Source organism: Sphingomonas sp. BLHR8, assembly GCF_056821725.1.
In genome coordinates, this window is record NZ_JBPDIM010000001.1 from 1780527 (window position 1) to 1800236 (window position 19710).

General features: G+C 69.1%; 21 protein-coding genes and 1 tRNA gene. 18 read left to right on the plus strand and 4 right to left on the minus strand.

Annotation, left to right across the window (positions count from 1 at the left end; genetic code table 11):
• Window positions 1–13 precede the first annotated feature (13 nt).
• Window positions 14–433: a hypothetical protein gene (locus ACRYJK_RS08955; protein ID WP_482667175.1), complete on the minus strand. Its 420-nt coding sequence runs from the start codon at window positions 431–433 to the stop codon at window positions 14–16.
• Between the two features lie 108 nt (window positions 434–541).
• Here ACRYJK_RS08955 and ACRYJK_RS08960 point away from each other — a divergent pair, with 108 nt between their 5' ends.
• From ACRYJK_RS08960 to ACRYJK_RS09005, 10 genes are all read left to right on the plus strand, one after another.
• Window positions 542–1798, plus strand: a complete 1257-nt coding sequence (locus tag ACRYJK_RS08960; RefSeq protein WP_482667176.1) for a sensor histidine kinase — start codon at window positions 542–544, stop codon at window positions 1796–1798.
• A 127-nt stretch (window positions 1799–1925) separates the two neighbouring features.
• Window positions 1926–2978 carry a substrate-binding domain-containing protein gene (locus tag ACRYJK_RS08965; RefSeq protein WP_482667177.1) on the plus strand — a complete coding sequence of 351 codons (1053 nt, stop codon included), beginning with the start codon at window positions 1926–1928 and terminating at the stop codon, window positions 2976–2978.
• A gap of 34 nt (window positions 2979–3012) precedes the next feature.
• Window positions 3013–4410 carry a phosphate ABC transporter permease subunit PstC gene (pstC, locus tag ACRYJK_RS08970; RefSeq protein ID WP_482667178.1) on the plus strand — a complete coding sequence of 466 codons (1398 nt, stop codon included), beginning with the start codon at window positions 3013–3015 and terminating at the stop codon, window positions 4408–4410.
• Entirely contained in the window at window positions 4403–5686 is a 1284-nt protein-coding gene (gene pstA, locus ACRYJK_RS08975) for a phosphate ABC transporter permease PstA (RefSeq protein WP_482667179.1), read from the plus strand. The genes pstC and pstA overlap by 8 nt, the downstream gene beginning before the upstream one ends.
• Window positions 5687–5751: 65 nt before the next feature.
• Entirely contained in the window at window positions 5752–6498 is a 747-nt protein-coding gene (pstB, locus tag ACRYJK_RS08980; protein ID WP_482667434.1) for a phosphate ABC transporter ATP-binding protein PstB, read from the plus strand.
• 16 nt (window positions 6499–6514) lie between these two features.
• Window positions 6515–7252 carry a phosphate signaling complex protein PhoU gene (phoU, locus tag ACRYJK_RS08985; protein WP_482667180.1) on the plus strand — a complete coding sequence of 246 codons (738 nt, stop codon included), beginning with the start codon at window positions 6515–6517 and terminating at the stop codon, window positions 7250–7252.
• Window positions 7253–7276: 24 nt separating this feature from the next.
• Entirely contained in the window at window positions 7277–7975 is a 699-nt protein-coding gene (gene phoB, locus ACRYJK_RS08990; protein WP_482667181.1) for a phosphate regulon transcriptional regulator PhoB, read from the plus strand.
• A gap of 191 nt (window positions 7976–8166) precedes the next feature.
• Window positions 8167–8529: a hypothetical protein gene (locus ACRYJK_RS08995; RefSeq protein ID WP_482667182.1), complete on the plus strand. Its 363-nt coding sequence runs from the start codon at window positions 8167–8169 to the stop codon at window positions 8527–8529.
• Complete coding sequence (locus ACRYJK_RS09000; protein WP_482667183.1) at window positions 8526–8816, plus strand: hypothetical protein; 291 nt, start codon at window positions 8526–8528, stop codon at window positions 8814–8816. Before ACRYJK_RS08995 ends, ACRYJK_RS09000 begins: the two co-directional genes overlap by 4 nt.
• A 367-nt stretch (window positions 8817–9183) precedes the next feature.
• On the plus strand, window positions 9184–10080 hold the full coding sequence (locus ACRYJK_RS09005) for an SDR family NAD(P)-dependent oxidoreductase (RefSeq protein ID WP_482667184.1): 897 nt from the start codon (window positions 9184–9186) through the stop codon (window positions 10078–10080).
• A gap of 120 nt (window positions 10081–10200) precedes the next feature.
• Here ACRYJK_RS09005 and ACRYJK_RS09010 read toward each other — a convergent pair.
• Together ACRYJK_RS09010 and ACRYJK_RS09015 are read right to left on the minus strand one after the other, a co-directional pair.
• Window positions 10201–10276 (minus strand) — tRNA-Ala (locus ACRYJK_RS09010).
• A gap of 92 nt (window positions 10277–10368) precedes the next feature.
• Entirely contained in the window at window positions 10369–10695 is a 327-nt protein-coding gene (locus ACRYJK_RS09015) for a TIGR02300 family protein (protein ID WP_482667435.1), read from the minus strand.
• A 181-nt stretch (window positions 10696–10876) separates the two neighbouring features.
• On the opposite strand from ACRYJK_RS09015, the gene aroA reads away from it, so the two are divergent.
• From aroA to ACRYJK_RS09050, 7 genes are read left to right on the plus strand one after another with little or no spacing between them, the layout of a single operon-like run.
• Entirely contained in the window at window positions 10877–12142 is a 1266-nt protein-coding gene (gene aroA, locus ACRYJK_RS09020) for a 3-phosphoshikimate 1-carboxyvinyltransferase (RefSeq protein ID WP_482667185.1), read from the plus strand.
• Window positions 12139–12405 (plus strand): CBU_0592 family membrane protein, encoded by a 267-nt coding sequence (locus tag ACRYJK_RS09025; RefSeq protein WP_482667186.1) that lies wholly within the window; start codon window positions 12139–12141, stop codon window positions 12403–12405. The genes aroA and ACRYJK_RS09025 overlap by 4 nt, the downstream gene beginning before the upstream one ends.
• Window positions 12402–13037, plus strand: coding sequence for a (d)CMP kinase (gene cmk, locus ACRYJK_RS09030; protein ID WP_482667187.1), 636 nt, complete (start codon window positions 12402–12404; stop codon window positions 13035–13037). The genes ACRYJK_RS09025 and cmk overlap by 4 nt, the downstream gene beginning before the upstream one ends.
• A 55-nt stretch (window positions 13038–13092) precedes the next feature.
• Window positions 13093–13773 (plus strand): GIN domain-containing protein, encoded by a 681-nt coding sequence (locus ACRYJK_RS09035; RefSeq protein ID WP_482667188.1) that lies wholly within the window; start codon window positions 13093–13095, stop codon window positions 13771–13773.
• Complete coding sequence (locus ACRYJK_RS09040) at window positions 13728–14552, plus strand: GIN domain-containing protein (RefSeq protein WP_482667189.1); 825 nt, start codon at window positions 13728–13730, stop codon at window positions 14550–14552. Before ACRYJK_RS09035 ends, ACRYJK_RS09040 begins: the two co-directional genes overlap by 46 nt.
• 56 nt (window positions 14553–14608) lie before the next feature.
• On the plus strand, window positions 14609–15934 hold the full coding sequence (locus ACRYJK_RS09045; protein WP_482667436.1) for a M48 family metalloprotease: 1326 nt from the start codon (window positions 14609–14611) through the stop codon (window positions 15932–15934).
• Window positions 15935–15972: 38 nt separating this feature from the next.
• Window positions 15973–17571, plus strand: a complete 1599-nt coding sequence (locus ACRYJK_RS09050) for a DsbA family protein (protein WP_482667190.1) — start codon at window positions 15973–15975, stop codon at window positions 17569–17571.
• Here the strand turns inward: ACRYJK_RS09050 and ygfZ are convergent.
• On the minus strand, window positions 17568–18302 hold the full coding sequence (gene ygfZ, locus ACRYJK_RS09055) for a CAF17-like 4Fe-4S cluster assembly/insertion protein YgfZ (protein WP_482667191.1): 735 nt from the start codon (window positions 18300–18302) through the stop codon (window positions 17568–17570). The two genes, ACRYJK_RS09050 and ygfZ, sit on opposite strands and share 4 nt — an antisense overlap.
• Before the next feature lie 49 nt (window positions 18303–18351).
• Between ygfZ and ACRYJK_RS09060 the strand changes: the two genes are divergently transcribed.
• A complete protein-coding gene (locus tag ACRYJK_RS09060; protein WP_482667192.1) occupies window positions 18352–19680 on the plus strand; it encodes a dihydroorotase in 1329 nt (442 codons plus the stop codon).
• Window positions 19681–19710 lie beyond the last annotated feature (30 nt).

Here is a 19710-nt window from a genome sequence, read left to right on the forward strand (position 1 = left end):
CCCGGTCAGCGAATCAGCGTTTGCGCATCTGGATGGAGGCATAGCAGGTGAACCCCTGCTGCCCGCTCCGCAGCCGCCGGATGTAATTGAGGTAAGCGGTATTCTGTTCGTACGTCGTACCGGGGAGGCTGCGTCCGCTGAGCGCGGCCTTCACCTCTTCGCCCGTAAACGGCCGCATCGCCGCGGGGACGCTGCCGCGCGTTCCCGCCGGCACCACCCGCCCGTCGAGCGCGATCGCGCGCCCCGCATGGGCGGCATCGGGCACGGGGATCTGGCAGTTCATGATCGACACCGCGGTCTGTGCGAAGGCCGGGCGCACCGTCAGCGAGGCCGCCACCCCGACCGCGCCGAGCATCAACGTGCGCCGCTCCACCATCGGCGACGCCGGTGGCGTGGCGTCAGGGTCGGCCGCTTGAGGTCGAGGATCGTCCATCGCTGTCGCCGCTACCACAGCCGCGACATGCGAGAAAGCGCCGCGATGTGCGCAGCGTTTCGTTTTCGGGCAGGTTGGCACACCCGGTCGCGACGCTAGGAAGGGAGCGTGACCCTTCACCTCCGCCTTTCAGCTCCGGCCATCCTCCTGCTGGTGATCGGCTTCGGCTTTCTGACCGCGGTCGGGGTCGATCGGTCGGCGTTGCTCGGCGCGGGGGTGGCGATTGTCGTCCTGATCGCGCTCAGCGCGCTCAATCGCGACGAGGTGCCGGCACCGGAACGTCCGGCGCCTTCGCCGGTAACGGGGGCCACAGCGGCGATGAAGGGGCCAGGGCCGCTGTGGGAGGACGATCGCTTCGCGGCCACGCTCGACGCGCTGCCCGTGCCGGTTTTGCTGATCGACGGCGAAAACCGCGTGGCGGTCGCCAACCGCGCCGCACGTGCGCTTTTGGGCGGATTCATCGTCGGCACCGATGTCCGCGCCGCCATCCGCCATCCGGCAGCCGCGGATTTGCTCGCGCAGCGGCATCAGAACGCAGCGCGTTCCATGGAGCTGGTCGGCCTCGGCGGCGCGGGACGGCGCTGGCGCATGGCGGTGAGCGAAGTCGGCGACGGGCGGCTGGTGCAGCTTACCGACGAAAGTCAGCGTGACGCGGTCGAGCGCATGCGCGCCGATTTCGTCGCCAACGCCAGCCACGAACTGCGCACGCCTCTGGCCGCGATCTTGGGCTTCGTCGAAACGCTGAGCGACGAAGACGCGGGGGGCGACCCCGCGACCCGCGAACGCTTTCTGGGCGTCATCGACACCGAAGCGCGGCGTATGACCCGGCTGGTCGACGATCTGCTGTCGATCTCCCGCATCGAAGCAAGCAAGGGGTCGGTCCCCGGCGACACGCTCGACCTGTGCGAGCTGGTGGAGGAGGTGGTGGCGCAACAGCGTCGGTCGACACGCTCGGTGCGTGCGCGCGACCTCGCGCTCAGCTGCGATCCGCCGACGCGGGTGCAGGGTGACCGCGCGCAATTGCTGCAGATGATCGACAACATCGTCGCCAACGCGCTGAAATATGGGCGCGCGGGAACGCCGGTAACGGTGCGCGTGGGAGCAGCCGCAGGATCGATGATCGAACTCACCGTCGCCGACCAGGGGGACGGAATCCCGCGCCACGCGCTCCCGCGCCTGACCGAACGCTTCTACCGCGTCGACAGCGCCCGCAGCCGCAAGCTCGGCGGAACTGGGCTCGGGCTCGCGATCGTCAAGCATATCGTCGAACGACATCGTGGCCGGCTCGACATCGAAAGCGAGCAGGGCGTCGGGACGCAGGTCCGCATCCGCCTCCCCGCCGCTGCCGATGAAGACCAGGACTGACGACGCTGTCACAAAAGTGACACGCGCTTGTCACATGGGCAGCGCGGACGAAGGCTGGGCGTTGCAAAACGCCGGCGAATCCGGGCGAATCGGCCACCGGCCGCTCACCCGCTGGAGGACACGGTCGATGACGAAGAAGCTGCTCGGTGCGCTGGCGCTGGTAACGCTCCCCCTGACCCTCGCCGCATGCGGTGGCGGTTCGAGCGCGGGTAGCGGCACGCGCGACTATGTTTCTGCGGTCGGCTCGTCGACGGTGTTCCCCTTCGCCAGCGTTGCGGCGGAGCGGTTCGTCGCCACCAACCCGGGCATGAAGAACCCGCGGGTCGAATCGATCGGCACCGGCGGCGGCATCGAACGCTTCTGCTCGGGCGTGGGCGCGGGCACCCCCGACATCGCCACCGCATCGCGCCGCATGAAGGCAAGCGAGTTCGAGACCTGCGCGCGCAACGGCGTCACCGACATCGTCGAGATTCCCGTCGGCATCGACGGCCTCGCGCTCGGCCAGGCGGCGAACGGTCCGCGCATCTCCCTGTCGGAAACCGACATCTACAAGGCGCTGGCCGCCAACCCCTTCGGCCGGCCGAATACCGCCCGCACCTGGCGCGACGTGAACCCGGCGCTGCCCGCGACGCCGATCGTGGTGTTTGGCCCCCCGTCGACCTCGGGCACCTTCGACAGCTTCAAGGAGCTGTTCATGACCAAGGGTTGCGAGAGCGATCCGGCGATGAAGGCGCTCAAGGACAGCGACAAGGCGCGCCACGACGAGGTTTGCGGGACGCTGCGCGGCAGCCCCGAATATGTCGAGCAGGGTGAGAACGACAACCTCATCATCCAGAAGCTGAGCCGCAATCCGAATGCGATTGGCATCTTCGGCTTCTCTTACCTCGACGCCAACCGTCAGACCGTGCGCGATGTGCCGATCAACGGCACCGAAGCGACGGTCGCGACGGTCACCTCGGGCCAATATCCGGGCTCTCGGATCCTCTATCTTTACGTCAAAAAGGCGCACGTGGGGGTGATCCCGGGCATCACGGAATATCTAAAGGCGTTCCTCGACAATGCCGGCGCCGGCGGGCTGCTCGCGCAGCGGGGGCTGGTGCCGTTGCACAGCAACGAAGCGGCGCAGGCCCAGGCGGCATTGACCGGAATGACCCCACTCAGCCGCGACGCGCTGAAATAACGGTCCCGCCGAACGCTCCCACGCTGCTGCTGCCGTGACCCCCGCCGCTCTCGCCTTTCTCGTCGCCGGGTTCGCGCTCGTCGGCTGGCTCGTTGCCCGAGCACGCGCCGCGGCGTTCGCGCGGGTTCCGGCGGGCAGCGACAAGGCGACGGTGCGCGCGGCGCGTCCGCATTCGCTGCCCAGCTATCACGGCTGGTATGTGGCGATGTGGACGGCGGTGCCCGCGCTTCTGTTCCTCGCCGTGTGGAGCGGGATCGCCCCCGGATTCGCGCAGCAGGCGGTGCTCGACAGCCCGGCCGCGGCGAGCCTGCCGCCGACCGATTTCCAGCGCACCGCGATCCTCGCCGAAGCGCGCCAGCTCGCGACGGGCAAAATCGAGCGCGGCTTCAATCCGCTCTCCGCGGGGCTGGTCGAACCGTACCGAGCCGCGATCGGGCGCTTTCAGTGGATCGGCGCCGCAGCGGCAGCGCTGCTCGCCTTCGCCGGCTTCGCTTTCGGCTTCACCCGGGTCCGCCGCGACTTCCGTGCCCGCACCCGGGTCGAGCGCGCGGTGATGATCGCGCTGCTGGCCGCGAGCCTGGTTGCTACGCTGACCACGCTCGGCATCCTCGTCTCGTTGTTGTTCGAAAGCTCGCGCTTTTTCGCGCGCGTTCCGATCATCGACTTCCTCACCGGGTTCAACTGGGCGCCGGTCAGCGGGTCGGAGAACCCTGCGCAATTCGGCGCGATCCCGCTGTTCTGGGGCACCATCCTGATCGGTGCGATCATCGCCATGCTGGTGGCGATCCCGCTCGGGCTGATGACCGCCATCTACCTTACCCAATATGCGCCCGCGCGGTTGCGCAAATGGCTGAAGCCGGCGATCGAGGTGCTCGCGGGTATTCCCACGGTGGTTTACGGTTATTTCGCCGCGCTGGCGGTGGGGCCGGTGCTGCGCGACTTCGCCGCCGCCATCGGCATCAGCGGCGCGAGCAGCGACAACGCGCTTGCGGCGGGGCTGGTCATGGGGGTGATGATCATCCCGCTGGTCTCCTCGATCGCCGACGACAGCATCACCGCGGTGCCGGGGTCGATGCGCGACGGCAGCCTGGCGCTGGGCGCCACCCCGGCGGAGACGATCCGCAAGGTGCTGATCCCCGCCGCGCTCCCCGGCGTGATGGGCGGCGCGCTGCTCGCGGTCAGCCGCGCCATCGGCGAAACGATGATCGTGGTGATGGCCGCGGGCCAGTCCGCCAACCTCACCGCCAATCCATTCGAGAGCGTGACCACCGTCACCGTCCAGATCGTGAAGCTGATGACCGGCGATCAGGAGTTCAACAGCGCCAAGACGCTCGCCGCCTTTGCGCTCGGGCTCACCCTGTTCCTCGTGACGCTGGCGCTCAACATCGTCGCGCTGCGCATCGTCAAACGGTACCGCGAAGCGTATGAGTGACGCCGCCGCCCCGATCCCGGCGCCGAGCGCCGCCGCATCGCGCTGGCAGAGCGCGGAGATGCGTGCGCGCGTCGCGAAACGCTACCGCTCCGAACGGCTGTTTCGGGGGCTCGGCCTGTTCGCGGTGCTGACCAGCGTCGCCGCGCTGGTGCTGCTGCTGGGGTCGATGCTGTGGTCCGGCCTCCCCGGCTTTACCCAGCCGCGCGTCGAGGTGCCGATGCAGTTGGCTGGGAGTGGCCTCACCCTCCCCGCGGGCGATGTCGACGAGGCGCAGGCGACCGCCGCGCTGACGAGCGGCGGCATCGCCGATATCGTCAGCCTCTCCGCCACCGCCGCCTATGGCCCCCAAGCGGAGGCATGGTTCGGCCCCGCTGCGACCCGCGCCGCGATCCAGGCGATCATTGCCGACCCGGCGCTGCTCCAGCGCGGTAACGTGACGCTCGACCTCCCCGCATCATCGGCGCTGACCGCCGCCGCGCGTGGACATGGGCCAGCCGAATTGATCCGCACTGCCGAGCGGCTGCGTGGCGAGGGGAAGCTCTCGACCGGCTTCAACTGGAACTTCCTGACCCTCTCCGACGCCACCGATCCGACCATGGCGGGGATCAAGGGCGCGCTGATCGGCAGCCTGCTCACCATGCTGGTGACGCTGGCGATCGCCTTCCCGGTCGGCGTGCTAGCCTCGCTCTACCTCGAGGAATATGCGCCGCGGAACCGGATCACCGACTTCATTGAGGTGTCGATCAATAACCTTGCCGCGGTGCCGTCGATCATCTTTGGCCTGCTCGCGCTCGCTCTCTTCATCAACACCATGGGGCTGTGCGCAGGGAGCCCGCTGGTGGGTGGCCTCACGCTCGCGCTGATGACCATGCCGGTGATCGTCATCTCGGGCCGCAACGCGATCAAGGCGGTGCCGCCCTCAATCCGCGATGCCGCACTGGGCGTCGGCGCGTCCAAGGTGCAGGTGGTGTTCCACCACGTCCTCCCCCTGGCGCTGCCGGGCATCCTCACCGGCACGATCATCGGCATCGCCCGTGCGTTGGGCGAGACCGCGCCGCTGCTGCTGATCGGCATGCGCGCGTTCGTCACCGGCGCGCCCGATGGCCTCTGCGCCGGTTCGACGGTGTTACCAATGCAGGTTTTCCTCTGGTCGGATCAGGTCGATCCGGGCTTCGTCACCAATACCAGCGCGGCGATCATCGTGCTGCTGGTCGTGCTATTGTCGATGAATGCCATCGCCATCGTGCTCAGGAACAGGTTCGAAAAGACATGGTGACGACCCCCGCACCGACCCCGAGTTCATTCGCCGTTGCGGCAGAGGAGGCGACTTCCGCGCCCAAGATGGCCGCGCGCGACGTCAACGTTTTCTACGGCGTGAAACAGGCGATCGACGGCGTATCGATCGACGTTTATCGCGACCATGTCACCGCGTTCATCGGCCCGTCGGGTTGCGGCAAGTCGACCTTTCTTCGCACCTTGAACCGGATGAACGACACCGTCGCCGGCGCGCGGGTGGAGGGCGACATCCGCCTCGACGGCGAAGACATCTACGCGCCCAGCATGGACGTGGTGCAGCTGCGCGCGCGGGTGGGGATGGTGTTCCAGAAACCCAACCCCTTTCCCAAATCGATCTACGACAATGTCGCCTACGGTCCCAAAATCCACGGCCTCGCCACGTCCAAGGCGGACATGGACGCGATCGTCGAGAAATCGCTCACCCGCGCCGGCCTGTGGAGCGAGGTCAAGGATCGCCTCTCCGACAGCGGCACCGCGCTCTCGGGCGGGCAGCAGCAGCGGCTGTGCATCGCCCGCGCCATCGCCGTCGATCCCGAAGCGATCCTGATGGACGAGCCCTGCTCCGCGCTCGACCCCATCGCTACCGCCAAGATCGAGGAATTGATCCACGAATTGCGCGGGCGCTACGCGATCGTGATCGTCACCCACAATATGCAGCAGGCCGCGCGCGTGTCGCAGCGGACCGCGTTCTTCCACCTCGGCCGGATCGTCGAATATGGCGCGACCAGCGACATCTTCACCAACCCGCGCGAGGAAAAGACCAAGGATTACATCACCGGCCGCTATGGCTGACGTGAAGGCCCGCATCATGAGCGAACACACCATCAAAGCCTTCGACGAGGAACTGACCCGCATCCGCGGCCTCGTCTCCGAAATGGGCGCGCGTGCGTCGAACTCGATCGCCCGCGCCGTCGAAGCACTCGATCACCGCGAGCGCGACACCGCGGCGCAAATCGTCGCCGACGACCGCCGCGTCGACGAGCTCGAAGCGGAGGTCGAACGCTCGGTCGTCCAGACCATCGCGCTGCGCGCCCCGCTCGCCGACGACCTGCGCGCGATGATCGCCGCGCTCAAGATCGCCGCGGTGCTCGAACGCGTGGGCGATTACGGCAAGAGCATCGCCAAGCGCGTGCCACTGCTCAGCGGCGACCGCGCCGTCGACGCCATCCCCCTTCTCCGCACCATGGGCGAGATGGTTGTCGAAATGCTCGAAGACGTGCTCACCGCCTATGCTTCGGGGGATGCCGAGCTCGCCGCGGCGGTGTGCTCGCGCGACAAGAATGTCGACGATTTCTATAACTCGATCTTCCGCGCACTGATCACCTACATGATGGAAAACCCGCGGGTGATTTCGGAGGCGGCGCATTTGCTGTTCGTCGCGAAGAACCTTGAACGCGCTGGCGATCACGCCACTAACGTCGCCGAGATGGTGGTCTATTCGGTGACCGGCGAACGCATGGAGGAGCGCGAGAAGGGCAAGGACCCCACCGCCTTCCCCGACCGGCGGCACCATCACCCCGACCGCGCGCCGGACGAGGCGGGCTGATCCCGATCGACGGAGGAACTTGCCATGGCCGCCGCCGACCTCCTGCTGGTCGAGGACGACCCAGCCATCGCCGAGCTGGTGCAATGGCATTTCGAACGCGCGGGCTATGCCGTGCGGCAGACGCCCAATGGCGATGAGGCGCTGCTGCTCGCTGCCGAACGCGCGCCCGATGTCATCCTGCTCGACTGGATGATCGAAGGCCCGTCGGGGATCGAGCTCTGCCGCCGCCTGCGGCGCGACATGGCGACGCAGAACGTGCCGATCATCATGATCACCGCGCGCGGCGAGGAGGCGGACCGCGTGCGCGGGCTCGAAACCGGCGCCGACGATTATGTGACCAAGCCCTTCTCCCCGCGCGAGCTGGTGGCGCGGGTCAGCGCGGTGCTGCGCCGCGTGCGCCCGGCGCTGGCGGGCGAAACGCTCGCCTACGCAGACATCGAAATGGACACCGTCGCGCACAAGGTCCGCCGCGGCGGCCGCGCGATTGCGCTGGGGCCCACCGAGTTCCGCCTGCTGCGCCACTTCCTCGAACACCCCGGCTGGGTCTTCAGCCGCGAACGCCTGCTCGACAGCGTGTGGGGCCAGGACAGCGACATCGAATTGCGCACCGTCGACGTCCACATCCGCCGCCTCCGCAAAGCCATCAACGAAGGCGACGCCCCCGACCTCATCCGCACCGTGCGCAGCGCCGGCTACGCGCTGGACAAGGACGGGGCGGGGTAGGCTCGCCCCCTCGGGTGGCGCGTGTCACCCACGCGCTCCACCATTCGCCCGGAACCCGACACCGCGCCCCACCCCGTCACCCCGGACTCGATCCGGGGTCCAGCTAAAACGGCGAAGGTGCAGCGGATCCCCGGGCCACGCCCCGGGGTGACGGAAAAAGGCGCGCGCGCCCGCCCGATCGATCTGCTGCGATGCGCGTCGTCACACTCTTCTCGACATCGACGTCATCCGGTGGAACATCAGCTCGAATCGCTTGGATGTTGATGCGTGAGCTCGGTGAATTGGCGATCATTGCACCACCCTGCCCCGCCTGTCGGACAGCGATCCCGTTCAAGCAAACGCTGTGGGGGCTCGGACGACCTTTCACCTGCAAGGGTTGCGGGACACGCCTGATCGTCCCGCAAAACTTCTGGATCGCGCCGAGCGCGATGATGGCCTATTTCGCGCTTCGTTCAAACTTCGCGTCCATCACCGGCCACTTGCTGCTCATTACGGTACTGGGATGTATCATCCTGTTGCTCACCCGCCTGTTCGTCCATCCGGAGACCGTATGATGCGAAGCTGTCCGATCTGTCGCGCCGAGCTCGGGATCGCGGCGCTGCTCCGGCCACGGCTGACGAACGACCTCACCTGTCCCCGCTGCGCCGCCACCCTACGCCTGGGCGGGAACTTTGCATGGGGTTTCGCCGCCGGCGTCGCCGCCTTCGCGGTTTATCTGGCGGTTGAGGGCAAGTTTGCCGAGATGTCCCTCGCGATTGTGGTTGGCATCGCCTTCGCCGCGCTACAATTTCGCTACGCCCGGCTCGAAGCCGTTCGATCGCCGACGAGCGGTCCGCGCTGACGAGACTCAACTTCTTCGTCACCTCGGGCTCGACCCGGGGTCGAGCTATTCGCTGCCGTGTCGCGGGACCCCGGATCAAGTCTGGGGTGGCGGATGGGGCGGGGCTGATCGCCGTCCCCTACGTCCCACGCCGCCTGCGCGTGATTGCCGAGCTTCGATGATGTCTGCGCCCTGTCCTACGCGCCGCCCTCGCCGCGAAGCCGCCCCCGAAAGGATGGCGTCAGGCCGCGGCCTGGCTGTTCTTGAGCGCGAAACCCGTGTCGCATAGGCGCGATGATCGCTAAGTTTGACCCGGCGTGACCACGCGGTTCCCGCCGCGCCGCGATGGCGGTAAGGCGGGGCGAAACATTTTCGAAGGACCCGCCCAATGACCATCGATTTCACCAACCGCGTTGCCATTGTCACCGGGGCCGGTGGGGGCATCGGGCGGGCTTATGCGCTCGAGCTCGCGCGGCGGGGGGCGAAGGTGGTGGTCAACGACCTCGGCGGGGCGCGTGATGGGACGGGGACGTCCGACGCCGCGGCGCAGGTGGTGGCGGAGATTGAGGCGGCGGGGGGCGAAGCGATCGCCAACGGCCATAGCGTTACCGAATATGATCAGATGGAAGCGATGGTCGCGCAGGCGAAGGAGCGTTGGGGCCGCATCGACGTGCTGATCAACAACGCCGGCATCCTGCGCGACAAGAGCTTCGCCAAGATGGAGCCCGCCGACTTCGAGCTAGTGGTGAAGGTCCACCTGATCGGCTCCGCCTACGCCACCAAGGCGGTGTGGGAGACGATGCGCGAGGCGAACTACGGCCGCATCCTGATGACCTCGAGCTCGACCGGGCTCTACGGCAACTTCGGCCAGGCCAATTATGGCGCGGCGAAGCTCGGCCTCGTGGGGCTCATGAAGACGCTCGCGATCGAGGGCGCCAAGCACAACATCAAGGTCAACTCGATCTCCCCCGTCGCCGCGACGCGGATGACCGAGGACATCTTCCCCGAAGCGATGCAGGCGATGTTCGCGCCGGAGCTGGTGGTGCCCGCGTCGCTGTTTCTGGTGAGCGACGATGCGCCCACCTCGACCGTGCTTGGCGCGGGCGCGGGCGCGGTGCACGCCGCGCAGGTGACGATGACCCGCGGCGTCAAGCTCGGCGAGGACGAGCGCAGCCCGGAAGGTGTCGCCAAGCGCTTTGCCGAGATCATGGACCGTACGGACGACAGCGTGCCGCAGAGCGGCAGCGAACAGTCGATGGGGATTTTGAAGCTGCTCAACGGCTGACGAATCTGGGCCCGGCCCATGCGACGCAAGGGGTCGGGCACAACCCGGAGACCGGCGCAGCACCGAAACGCGCCGCCCTTGGGCAGCCATCGGGCTCTACTATTGCTGCAGGTGGTGAGGTGGTGGAGCCTAGCGGGGTCGAACCGCTGACCTCCTGCATGCCATGCAGGCGCTCTACCAACTGAGCTAAGGCCCCGTCACCGTGCCGGCGCGCGATCTGACGCCGGATATGCGAGGCGCGCCTCTAGCGGACGCGCGCCCCGTTTGGCAAGCCGCTATTGCAGCCGATCAGACCTCTTCGTCACCGTCGCCGGGCGCGTCGACGCCGAGGTCGTCGTCGCCGCCAAGATCGACGTCATTGTCGGGCGAGACGTTGTCATCATCCTCGACATCCACGTCCAGATCCACGTCGGCGGGCGTGTCCGGCTCAGCCGCGGGCGCGGCGCCCTGCTTAACCTGCTCGAACGGCATGGGCTGCTTGGATTTCAGCGCCGGTTCCGGGTTCCACGCATAGCCACATTCGATGCAGGTAACCGGATCGACCTTTTCCAGGTCGTAGAAGCGGGTGGCGCATTTGGGGCAGCTACGCTTGTGGCCCCATTCAGGCTTGATCATCGAATCGGATACTCGCTGGAGATGCGACAAGGGCCTGACGTCGCGGAAGAACGCGCCGTCGCCCGAACGGCGCGCGCCTTGCCAGAGCAAGGGCGCGGTGTCAAAGCCGCCGACGATGCCTGCCCCGCCGCCCCCCGCGCCCGCGCGATTTGCGCCGACCGGGCCGCTTAAGGGGACAGTCATGGTCCCGGGCGACAAATCGATCAGCCATCGCGCGCTCATGCTCGCGGCGCTGGCTGTGGGGCAGAGCGATATTCGCGGCCTGCTCGAGGGCGAGGATGTGCTCGCCACCGCCGAAGCTTTGCGCGGCTTGGGCGCGCAGATAGAACCCGTCGCCGAAGGGCATTGGCGCGTCCATGGCGTCGGCGTGGGCGGCTTGTTGCAGCCGCGTGCGGCCCTTGACCTTGGCAACAGCGGCACCTCGGCGCGGCTGCTGATGGGACTGATCGCGACGCATCCGCTACAGGCCGTGCTGACCGGCGACGCCAGTCTGTCGCGGCGACCGATGGCGCGGGTGATGGAGCCGCTCGCTCGCATGGGCGCGGAGTTTCTCGCCTCGCCCGGGGAGCGGCTGCCGCTGACGGTGCGCGGCGCGCTGCGCTCCGTCCCGATCCGCTACGAGCTGCCGGTCGCATCGGCGCAGGTCAAATCCGCGATCCTGCTCGCCGCGCTTAATACGCTCGGCACGACCGAGGTCGTCGAACGCTGGCCGACGCGCGACCACAGCGAACGCATGCTGGCCGCCGCGGGGGCGCAGATCGCGGTCGAGACCGACGGGCCTACCCGCAACATCCGCATCACCGGCGAGGCGGACCTGCGGCCGATGTCCATCGACGTTCCCGGCGACCCGTCCAGCGCTGCCTTCTTTCTGATCGCGGCCTCCATCGTGCCCGGCAGTGCCCTCACCTTACGCAACGTGGGAATGAACCCGACCCGGAGCGGGCTGGTCACCGTGCTGCGCGCGATGGGCGCGGACATCGTCGAACTCGACCCGCGCGAGGTAGGCGGCGAGCCGGTCGCCGACCTCCTCGTTCGCCATGCACCGCTGAGCGGCGTGGTGGTCGATCCAGCGCTCGCACCGACGATGATCGACGAATTCCCCGCGCTGTTCGTCGCCGCTGCCTTTGCATCGGGCCGCACGACCACGCGGGGGCTCGAGGAATTGCGGGTCAAGGAGAGCGACCGCCTCGCCACGATGGCGCGCGCGCTGCGCACCATCGGCGCCGCGGTCGAGGAACAGGCCGATGGCCTCACCATCACCGGCAGCGGCGGCGATCCCCTCCCCGGGAGCGACGAGCCGATCGTCACCCACTTCGATCATCGCATTGCGATGAGCATGGCCATCGCCGGCCTCCACAGCCGCGCTGGGACGGCCATCGATGACATGACCCCGGTGGCGACAAGCTTTCCTGATTTCGTCACCGTGCTGGAAGGACTGCGGGCATGAACCTCGACATCTACGACCTAGTCGGCCTCGCCGGCAGCACGCTGTTCGTCATCGCCTTCCTCTACGCCAACCGAGCCAAGGTGCTCGACAAGCGCTGGTTCAACGCCCTCAACCTAGTCGGCGCAGTGCTGCTGCTGTGGTCGCTGTGGTACAAGTTCAACCTCGCTGCCTTCGTGCTCGAGATCGTCTGGGGCGGCATCGCGCTGGTCGGGCTGATCGCCGCGCTGCGTAAAGGTGCTCCCGAACCGGCCGAGCGCGTATGATCGTTGCCGTCGACGGGCCAACGGCGAGTGGCAAGGGCACCATCGCCGCGGCGCTCGCTCGGCATTATGGGCTGCCGCACCTCGACACGGGGCTTCTCTACCGTGCGGTCGGGTGGAGCGTTCGCGCGGCTGGGGGCGACCCCGACGATGCGGCCGATGCACTGCACGCCTGCGACTTTGCCGACGAGCTGCTGCGTGAGTCCGGCCTGCGCGAGGAGGCGACCGGCGCGCTGGCGAGCCGCGTGTCGGTCCATCCCGCCGTCCGCGCCGCGCTGTTCGAGCGGCAGCGCGATTTCGCGACGCAGCCGGGGGGCGCGGTGCTCGACGGGCGCGATATCGGCACGGTCATCGCTCCGGATGCCGACGCCAAGCTGTTCGTCACCGCCAGCGTCGAAGCGCGCGCGCAGCGGCGCTGGCGAGAGATGCAGCAACGGTCCGGCCCCGCCGCGCCCGACCTTGCCAGCGTCGCGGCCGACCTTGCGGCACGCGACGCACGCGATAGAGGCCGCGCGAGCGCGCCGCTTGTGGCTGCCCCGGACGCGGTGAATATCGACACCTCGACGCTCCCCATCGACGCGGCCATCGCGGCCGCGATCGAGGCGGTGGAGCGGCATCGCAAGGGCGCGTGTTGACCCCCGAGGGCGCGATCCTATGCTTTCGCCGGAGCTTCGAGAGGGGGGGGGCGGGATGACGCGAACCTTGGCAATCTGGGCGGCGGTGGGCGCGCTGGCTCTAACGGGCTGTCAGAACGGTCGGGATGAAGCCGCTACTTCGGACGCGGTGTCGGGCGCCGAGACGCCAGCCGGGGCGGACACCGACGAGGCGCACCGCTTCACCGTCACCGATTTCGATTCCATCGACCTCGTCGGCGCGGTCGACGCCGACGTGCGTGTGGGCGATGTCGCCAGCGTCACGGCGCTCGGCCCGGATCGCGCGAGGCTCGTGATGCGGCAGACCGGGCGCCGGATCCTGTTGACGCAGCGTGATGGGGAGCGCGTGCGAAGCGGGCGTTTCGTGGTGACCGTGCCGCAGCTCACCGCGCTCACGCTGTCCGGGACCGGCGACATGACGGTGAGCGGCCTGAACGCGGACCATTTCGACATCAGCCTGTCGGGCACCGGCGACCTCGACATTCAGGGGTCCGCCCGCCGTGCGCGCGTGCAACTTTCGGGCACCGGGGACCTCGACGGCGACGACTTCCGCGTCAGCGACGCGCTCGAACTCGACAGCAGCGGAGCGGGCGATGCGGAGCTCAATGCGGTGAACAGGGCGACCGTCAACGCCAGCGGTGCAGGTAATGTGCAGATTAAGGGCGCGCAGACGTGCACGGTGCGCAACAGCGGGACCGGCAACGTGTCGTGCGGCTGAGCGGGCCGCTGATCGCGGCGTTCGCGCTTGTGCTCGCGGCTGTGCCCGCAGCTGCCGAGACGCGATCGTTCGGCATCACCAGCTATGCGCGGCTCGTCGTGCGTGGGGACATGATTGTCGAGGTGACCGACAACCCCAGGCTCAGCGGGCGGGCGGAGGGGCCACGCGATGCGCTGCTCGCGCTGCGGGTGGAACAGGCGGGCGACACGCTGATCCTCAGCCAGTCGCGCGACGGCCCCTACGGACCGGTTGCGCCATCGTCGGGCACGTTGACCGTGCGGATCAGCGCCGCCGGGCTGCGCGAGGTCGACGTGCGCGGCGGCGGACGAGTGCGTGTGGCGCGGATCGTCGGGGATACGGCGCGGGTCGGCGTCGACGGCCCCGCGAGCGTGAACATCGCATCGCTCACGAGCCGGGTCGCGACCATCGTTCAGCGCGGCGCGGGCGAGCTTCACGTCGCCGGGCGAACGATCGCGCTCAATGCACGCTCGACGGGCTCCGGCACGCTCGATCTCGCGCAGCTGACCAGCGACGAGGCCACCTTGGTCGCCGCGGGCAGCGGGGCGCACCGGCTGCAGGCGCGGCGAACCGCGGCGCTGACGCTGTCGGGCGAAGCGGGGGCGCAAGTCTATGGCTCGGCGCGCTGCACGATCACCAACAGCGGTGCCGGCGACGCGCGCTGCCGGCAGACGCTGCCGTCCGGCGCCGTCGACGCAACGGCGTCGACGCCGGCAGCTTCACCAGCGGTTCAGCCGCGCAGGGCTTATCCGGGCCGGTGACCCGACCTTCACTCTCCCGCAGGATTGTCGCCGGTATCGGCGTGACGCTCGCCCTGATGGCGGCGCCGGCGAAGGCGCAGTCGGTGCTGCGCGACGCGGAAACCGAAGCGTTGTTCCGTGACATGGCTGCACCGCTGGTGCGCGCCGCGGGCATGAACCCCTCCGATGTGCGGTTGGTGCTGATCGGCGATCCGTCGATCAACGCCTTCGTCGCCGGCGGGCAGGTCGTCTATATTCACAGCGGGCTGATCACCGCCGCCGACAGCGCCAACCAGGTGCAGGGCGTGATCGCGCACGAACTCGGCCACGTCGCGGGTGGTCATGCGGTCCACAATGCCGGCGCCGAGCGCGCCAGCACCATCGCGCTGCTGTCGCTGCTCGCGGGGCTCGCCGCCGGCGCAGCGGGCGGTGGTGAAGCAGGCATGGGCGTCATGGCGGCGGGGCAGCAGGCTGCGCTGGGAAGCTACCTCTCCTTCTCGCGCGGCCAGGAGGCGACCGCCGATGCCGCGGGCATGCAGTATCTTGCCGCCGCGGGGATCAGCGGGCGCGGCAGCGTCGAGTTTTTCCAGAAGCTTCAGAACCGGGAACTTCGTTACGCCGTCCCGCAGGGCGAGGACAGCGCCTATGGCCGCACCCATCCGCTGTCCGGCGATCGCATCCGATTCCTGCGCGACAGTTACAGCGTCGATCCCGCCTGGAGCCGCCCGTCCGACCCTGCGCTCGAGGCGCGCTTCCAGCGCGTGAAGGCGAAGCTGTTCGGATTCGTCACCGAACCGGCCCGCGTGCTGCAACGCTACCCGTCGAGCGACACCAGCGATTCGGCGCGTTATGCCCGCGCCTACGCGCTGCACCGCACAGCGCACGTTGCCGAAGCGCTTGCGGAGGTGCGCGCGTTACGCCGCGATGCGCCGCGCGATCCCTATCTCGCGGAGATCGAGGGGCAGATCCTGCTCGAAAGCGGACGCCCGGCAGACGCTCTGCCCCCGCTGCGCGCAGCGGTCGACGCGACCCAGGCGCAGCCGTTGATCGCGGCGCTGTTCGGCCACGCGCTGATCGCCACCGAAAACCCCGCCAATCATGCCGAGGCGGAGCGCGTTCTGCGCGCGGCGGTGGCGCGCGACAATGATAACCCGTTCGCCTGGTACCAGCTCGGCATCATCTACGCGGCCCGCGGTGACGAAGCGCGCGCCGCGCTCGCCACCGCTGAGCGCGCCATGCTGACCGGTGAGACACGGCTGGCGCTGGTCAGTGCCGAACGGGCAGGCGTCGCTCTCCCCGTCGCCTCACCCGACGCGTTGCGCGCTCAGGATATCGCGCTCATCGCGCGCAGCCGCTTGGAACGCGAGCGGCGTCGGTCTAGGCAAAGCCGCAACGGCGTGTGACGGGCATCCCGTCGGGGGTGAGGCGGGGTCAATCGGTAATGGCGGGCGAAGATCTGGGCTGGAGCGCGGCAACGGCGTCGGGCGATGACTGGCGTCCAAAGCCGCTCCCGACCCGCGAGACCCGGGCGACCAGCCCCAGTGACGGCGAACCCTCGGCCAGTCATGGGCGAGTGATCAGCCACAGCCCCGCCGACCCGCTGTTTCTTCGCAACGATCGGTCGGCAGGCGCCGCCAATGACGGGCGGGAGCAGGCTGCGGCGCTCATGCGCGGAGCGGCGACGCAGTTGCGGCAGGGCCTTGAACGGTTCGCGGATGCGACCATCGCCATTTCGACCCGCGCCGACGTGCCCACGCGCGTCGCGGCGCTCGATATTCCCGGCAAGATCGGGGCGAGCGCAGCGGCAACGGTCGATCTGTCCGGCCGGCTGGTCCGCACCGCCCGCGACGGACTGAAAGCGTCGGGCGTCGCTGCCGGCCCCTTGGTGAGCGCCATGGGAGAGCGTGCTCGCGCCATCGGCCACCGCGCGGGCGAGGGCCTTGGCCAGATGTCGCGCGAGGCGGTCGAACAGGTGCGGCGCGTTAGCGGGACCGAGCCGATCACCCCGCCCGAAAGCCAGCTCGCAAGGTTGCTGGCCGAGGATGAGCAGCGGGTGCATGACCCCAGCCCCGCCGCGCTGTCGATGCCGCTGTTCGCGCAAGCCGTGGCTGGGGAAGATCGCGACGGCGAGCGCGACAGCCCCAATGTGGCGGGAGTCGCCGGCGCCTCGTCGGACACGCCCTCCTCCGACGGCAGCGCCGATGCTCCGCGGGACGCGAACGTCCGGACTGAGCCGCCGTCATCGCGCGGCACCACCTCGCCGCGCGAGCCGACCCCGCCCCGACCGCCCGTTCCCCCGCCCCCGCCCCCGACTATGGGCGGAAGAGGCGACTGGTGGCGGCACCCCGCGACATGGTTGCTCGGCGGCGCGCTGCTGTTCACCGGCGGACTGGCGCTCGGGCGGCAGCTGCCGGGTGCGGACCGGGTCGCGACCGAGCGGGTGGTGCGCGAATATCTCATCGCGCATCCCGAGGTGATCGCCGAGGCGTTGACGGCCGGCCGCACCCGCCAGCACGCGGCGGCCATCGCCGACAATCGCGCACGTCTCGTCACTCCCTTCTCCGGCGCTTGGGCGGGCGCCGCCGACGGTGACGTAACACTGGTGATGTTCACCGATTATCGCTGCGGATACTGCCGCGCGAGCCTGCCGATCGTGGAGCGGTTGCTGCGTGAGGATGGCCGGCTAAAGGTCGTGTTCCGCGAACTTCCGATCCTGTCGGCGGACAGCGAAGCTGCGGCGCGGCTGGCGCTCGCAGCCGCCAAGCGCGGGCGATACATGATGGTCCACCGCGCGCTGTTCACCAGTGCCGACGCCGAGGGGCGCCGCCGCGTCGCCATTGCCTCCGAGGTGCCGAACGATGCGACGGCCCTCTCTGACCCGTCGATCACCGCGGAGCTTCAGCAGAACATCGACCTGGCTCGCGCCATCGGCGTGGACGGGACGCCCGCCTGGGTGGTCGGGGATCAGCTGATTTCAGGCGCAGTGCCGTTCGAGCAGCTCAAAAGCGCCGTCGCGGCCGCCCGCGCGCAGCGCGACTAGGGCGCGTCCACGCTCCACCAGGCGGGTCGGTGCTGCGCGTCGATGTCGTCGACGCGGCGATGCTCGACCGACCAGCCGAGCGCGGGGTGGGCGGCGCGCTGACGGGCGGGGTCGGCCTCCGCCAGCGGGACGACCACCAGCCGCCGGTTCACCTTTTGCCGCCAGTTCATCCGCGCGGTGTTCTCCTGGCCGACGTAGCAGCCCTTGGTGAAACTGACGCCGTTGAGGTCCACGGCGTTGGCCTCCAGCCACAATGTCGTCGCGTCGCCGAGTTCGGCGACCCCTTCGGTCACGCCGAGCGCGAGGCGGTGGGCGCGCCAGGCGTCACTCGCATCCGTGCCCGAAGGCGAAGCGAGCCAGCGCCGGCCGAGTGCTGGGAGGCGAGGGTCGGGGACGCCATCCGACCCCTCCGCCGCCCAGTGCACGGCCAGCCTATCATCGACCGCGATGGTGAGCGGGCGACGCAGGCGATACATGGTGAGACGCTGGACGATGGCTGCGGCCCGTGATGTCTCGACGTCGAGCAGCCGGTCCTCGCCTTCGGCCCACACCAGCATGTCGGCGATGACCTTGCCCTGCGGAGTGAGCAGTGCAGCGTAGGCGGGGAGCGGCCCCGCCACGACATCGTTGGTGAGCAGCCCTTGCAGGAACTCCGCAGCGCCCTCCCCCGACACGCGAACGACGGACCGGTCGGCGAGGCGGGTGGCGCCAAAGTGGGTGGAGGTGGTCATGGGGGGAAGCTAGGGTGCGTGCCATCCAGCGCAACCACCCGGAGCCTCCATGCCAACCTACGACCTGCTGCTCGCCAACGGCACCGTGCACACGCCGGGAGGGCCGCAGCGCGCGAGCGTGGGCGTTCGGGACGGGCGTATCGCGGCGATCGGCGTCGACGGCGACGCCGGCGAGGTGATCGATTGCGCCGGGCTCGACCTCCTGCCGGGCGTGATCGACAGCCAGGTGCATTTCCGTGAGCCGGGCCTCGTCCACAAGGAGGATCTCGAGAGCGGCGCACGCGCGGCGGTGCTCGGCGGGGTGACCGCGGTGTTCGAAATGCCGAACACCAACCCCAACACCGACACGCCCGAGGCGCTGCAGGACAAGCTCGACCGCGCGCGCCATCGCATGTGGTGCGACCACGCCTTTTACGCCGGTGCCACCGGGCAGAATGCCGAAGCGCTGATCGCGATGGAGGCGATGCCGGGCTGCGCGGGGGTAAAGCTGTTCATGGGCGCGTCGACCGGCAACCTCCTCGTCAGCGACGACGATGCGATCGCGCGCGTGCTCGCCGCCGGCACGCGCCGCGTCGCCATTCACGCGGAGGATGAGGATCGCATGCAGGCGCGGCTCGGCGAGCGCATCGAGGGCGACCCCGCCAGCCACCCCGTCTGGCGCGACGATGAAAGCGCGCTGGCGGCGACGCGGCGGATCGTGGCGCTCGCCCGTGCGGCCCGTCGGCCCATCCACGTCCTGCACATCACCACCCCCGCCGAGCTCGAGTATCTTTCCTCGCACAAGGACCTCGTCACCTGCGAGGTGACGCCGCAGCATATCACCCTGGCCGGTGAGGAGGCCTATGCGCGGCTGGGGACGCTGGCGCAGATGAACCCGCCGATCCGTTCGGGCGCGCATCGCGACGGGCTGATGTTCTGGCTGAATCAGGGCGTCGCCGACGTAATCGGGTCGGATCACGCGCCGCACACGCTCGAGGAGAAGGCCAAGCCCTACCCCGCATCACCGTCAGGCATGCCGGGGGTGCAGACGCTGCTGCCGCTGCTGCTCGACCATGCTGCCAACGGGCGCATGACGCTGCAGCGGGTGATCGAGCTGACCAGCGCGGGGCCGCAGCGGGTGTTCGGCATCGCCGGCAAGGGACGCATCGCCGTCGGCTACGACGCAGACTTCTCGATCGTCGACCTGAAGGCGCGTTGGACGGTGGAGCGCGACTGGCTGGCGTCGCGCTGCGGCTGGTCACCGTTCGAGGGGGAGACGCTCACCGGGCAGCCGATCCACACCATCGTGCGCGGGCACAGCGTCGTGCGCGACCGTGCGCTGACCGACGCTCCCGCCATCGGCGAGCCGGTCCGCTTCACCGCGGCGCTGCCGCTCTGAGCGCCACAGCGCCCAGCTATAGATCGCCAG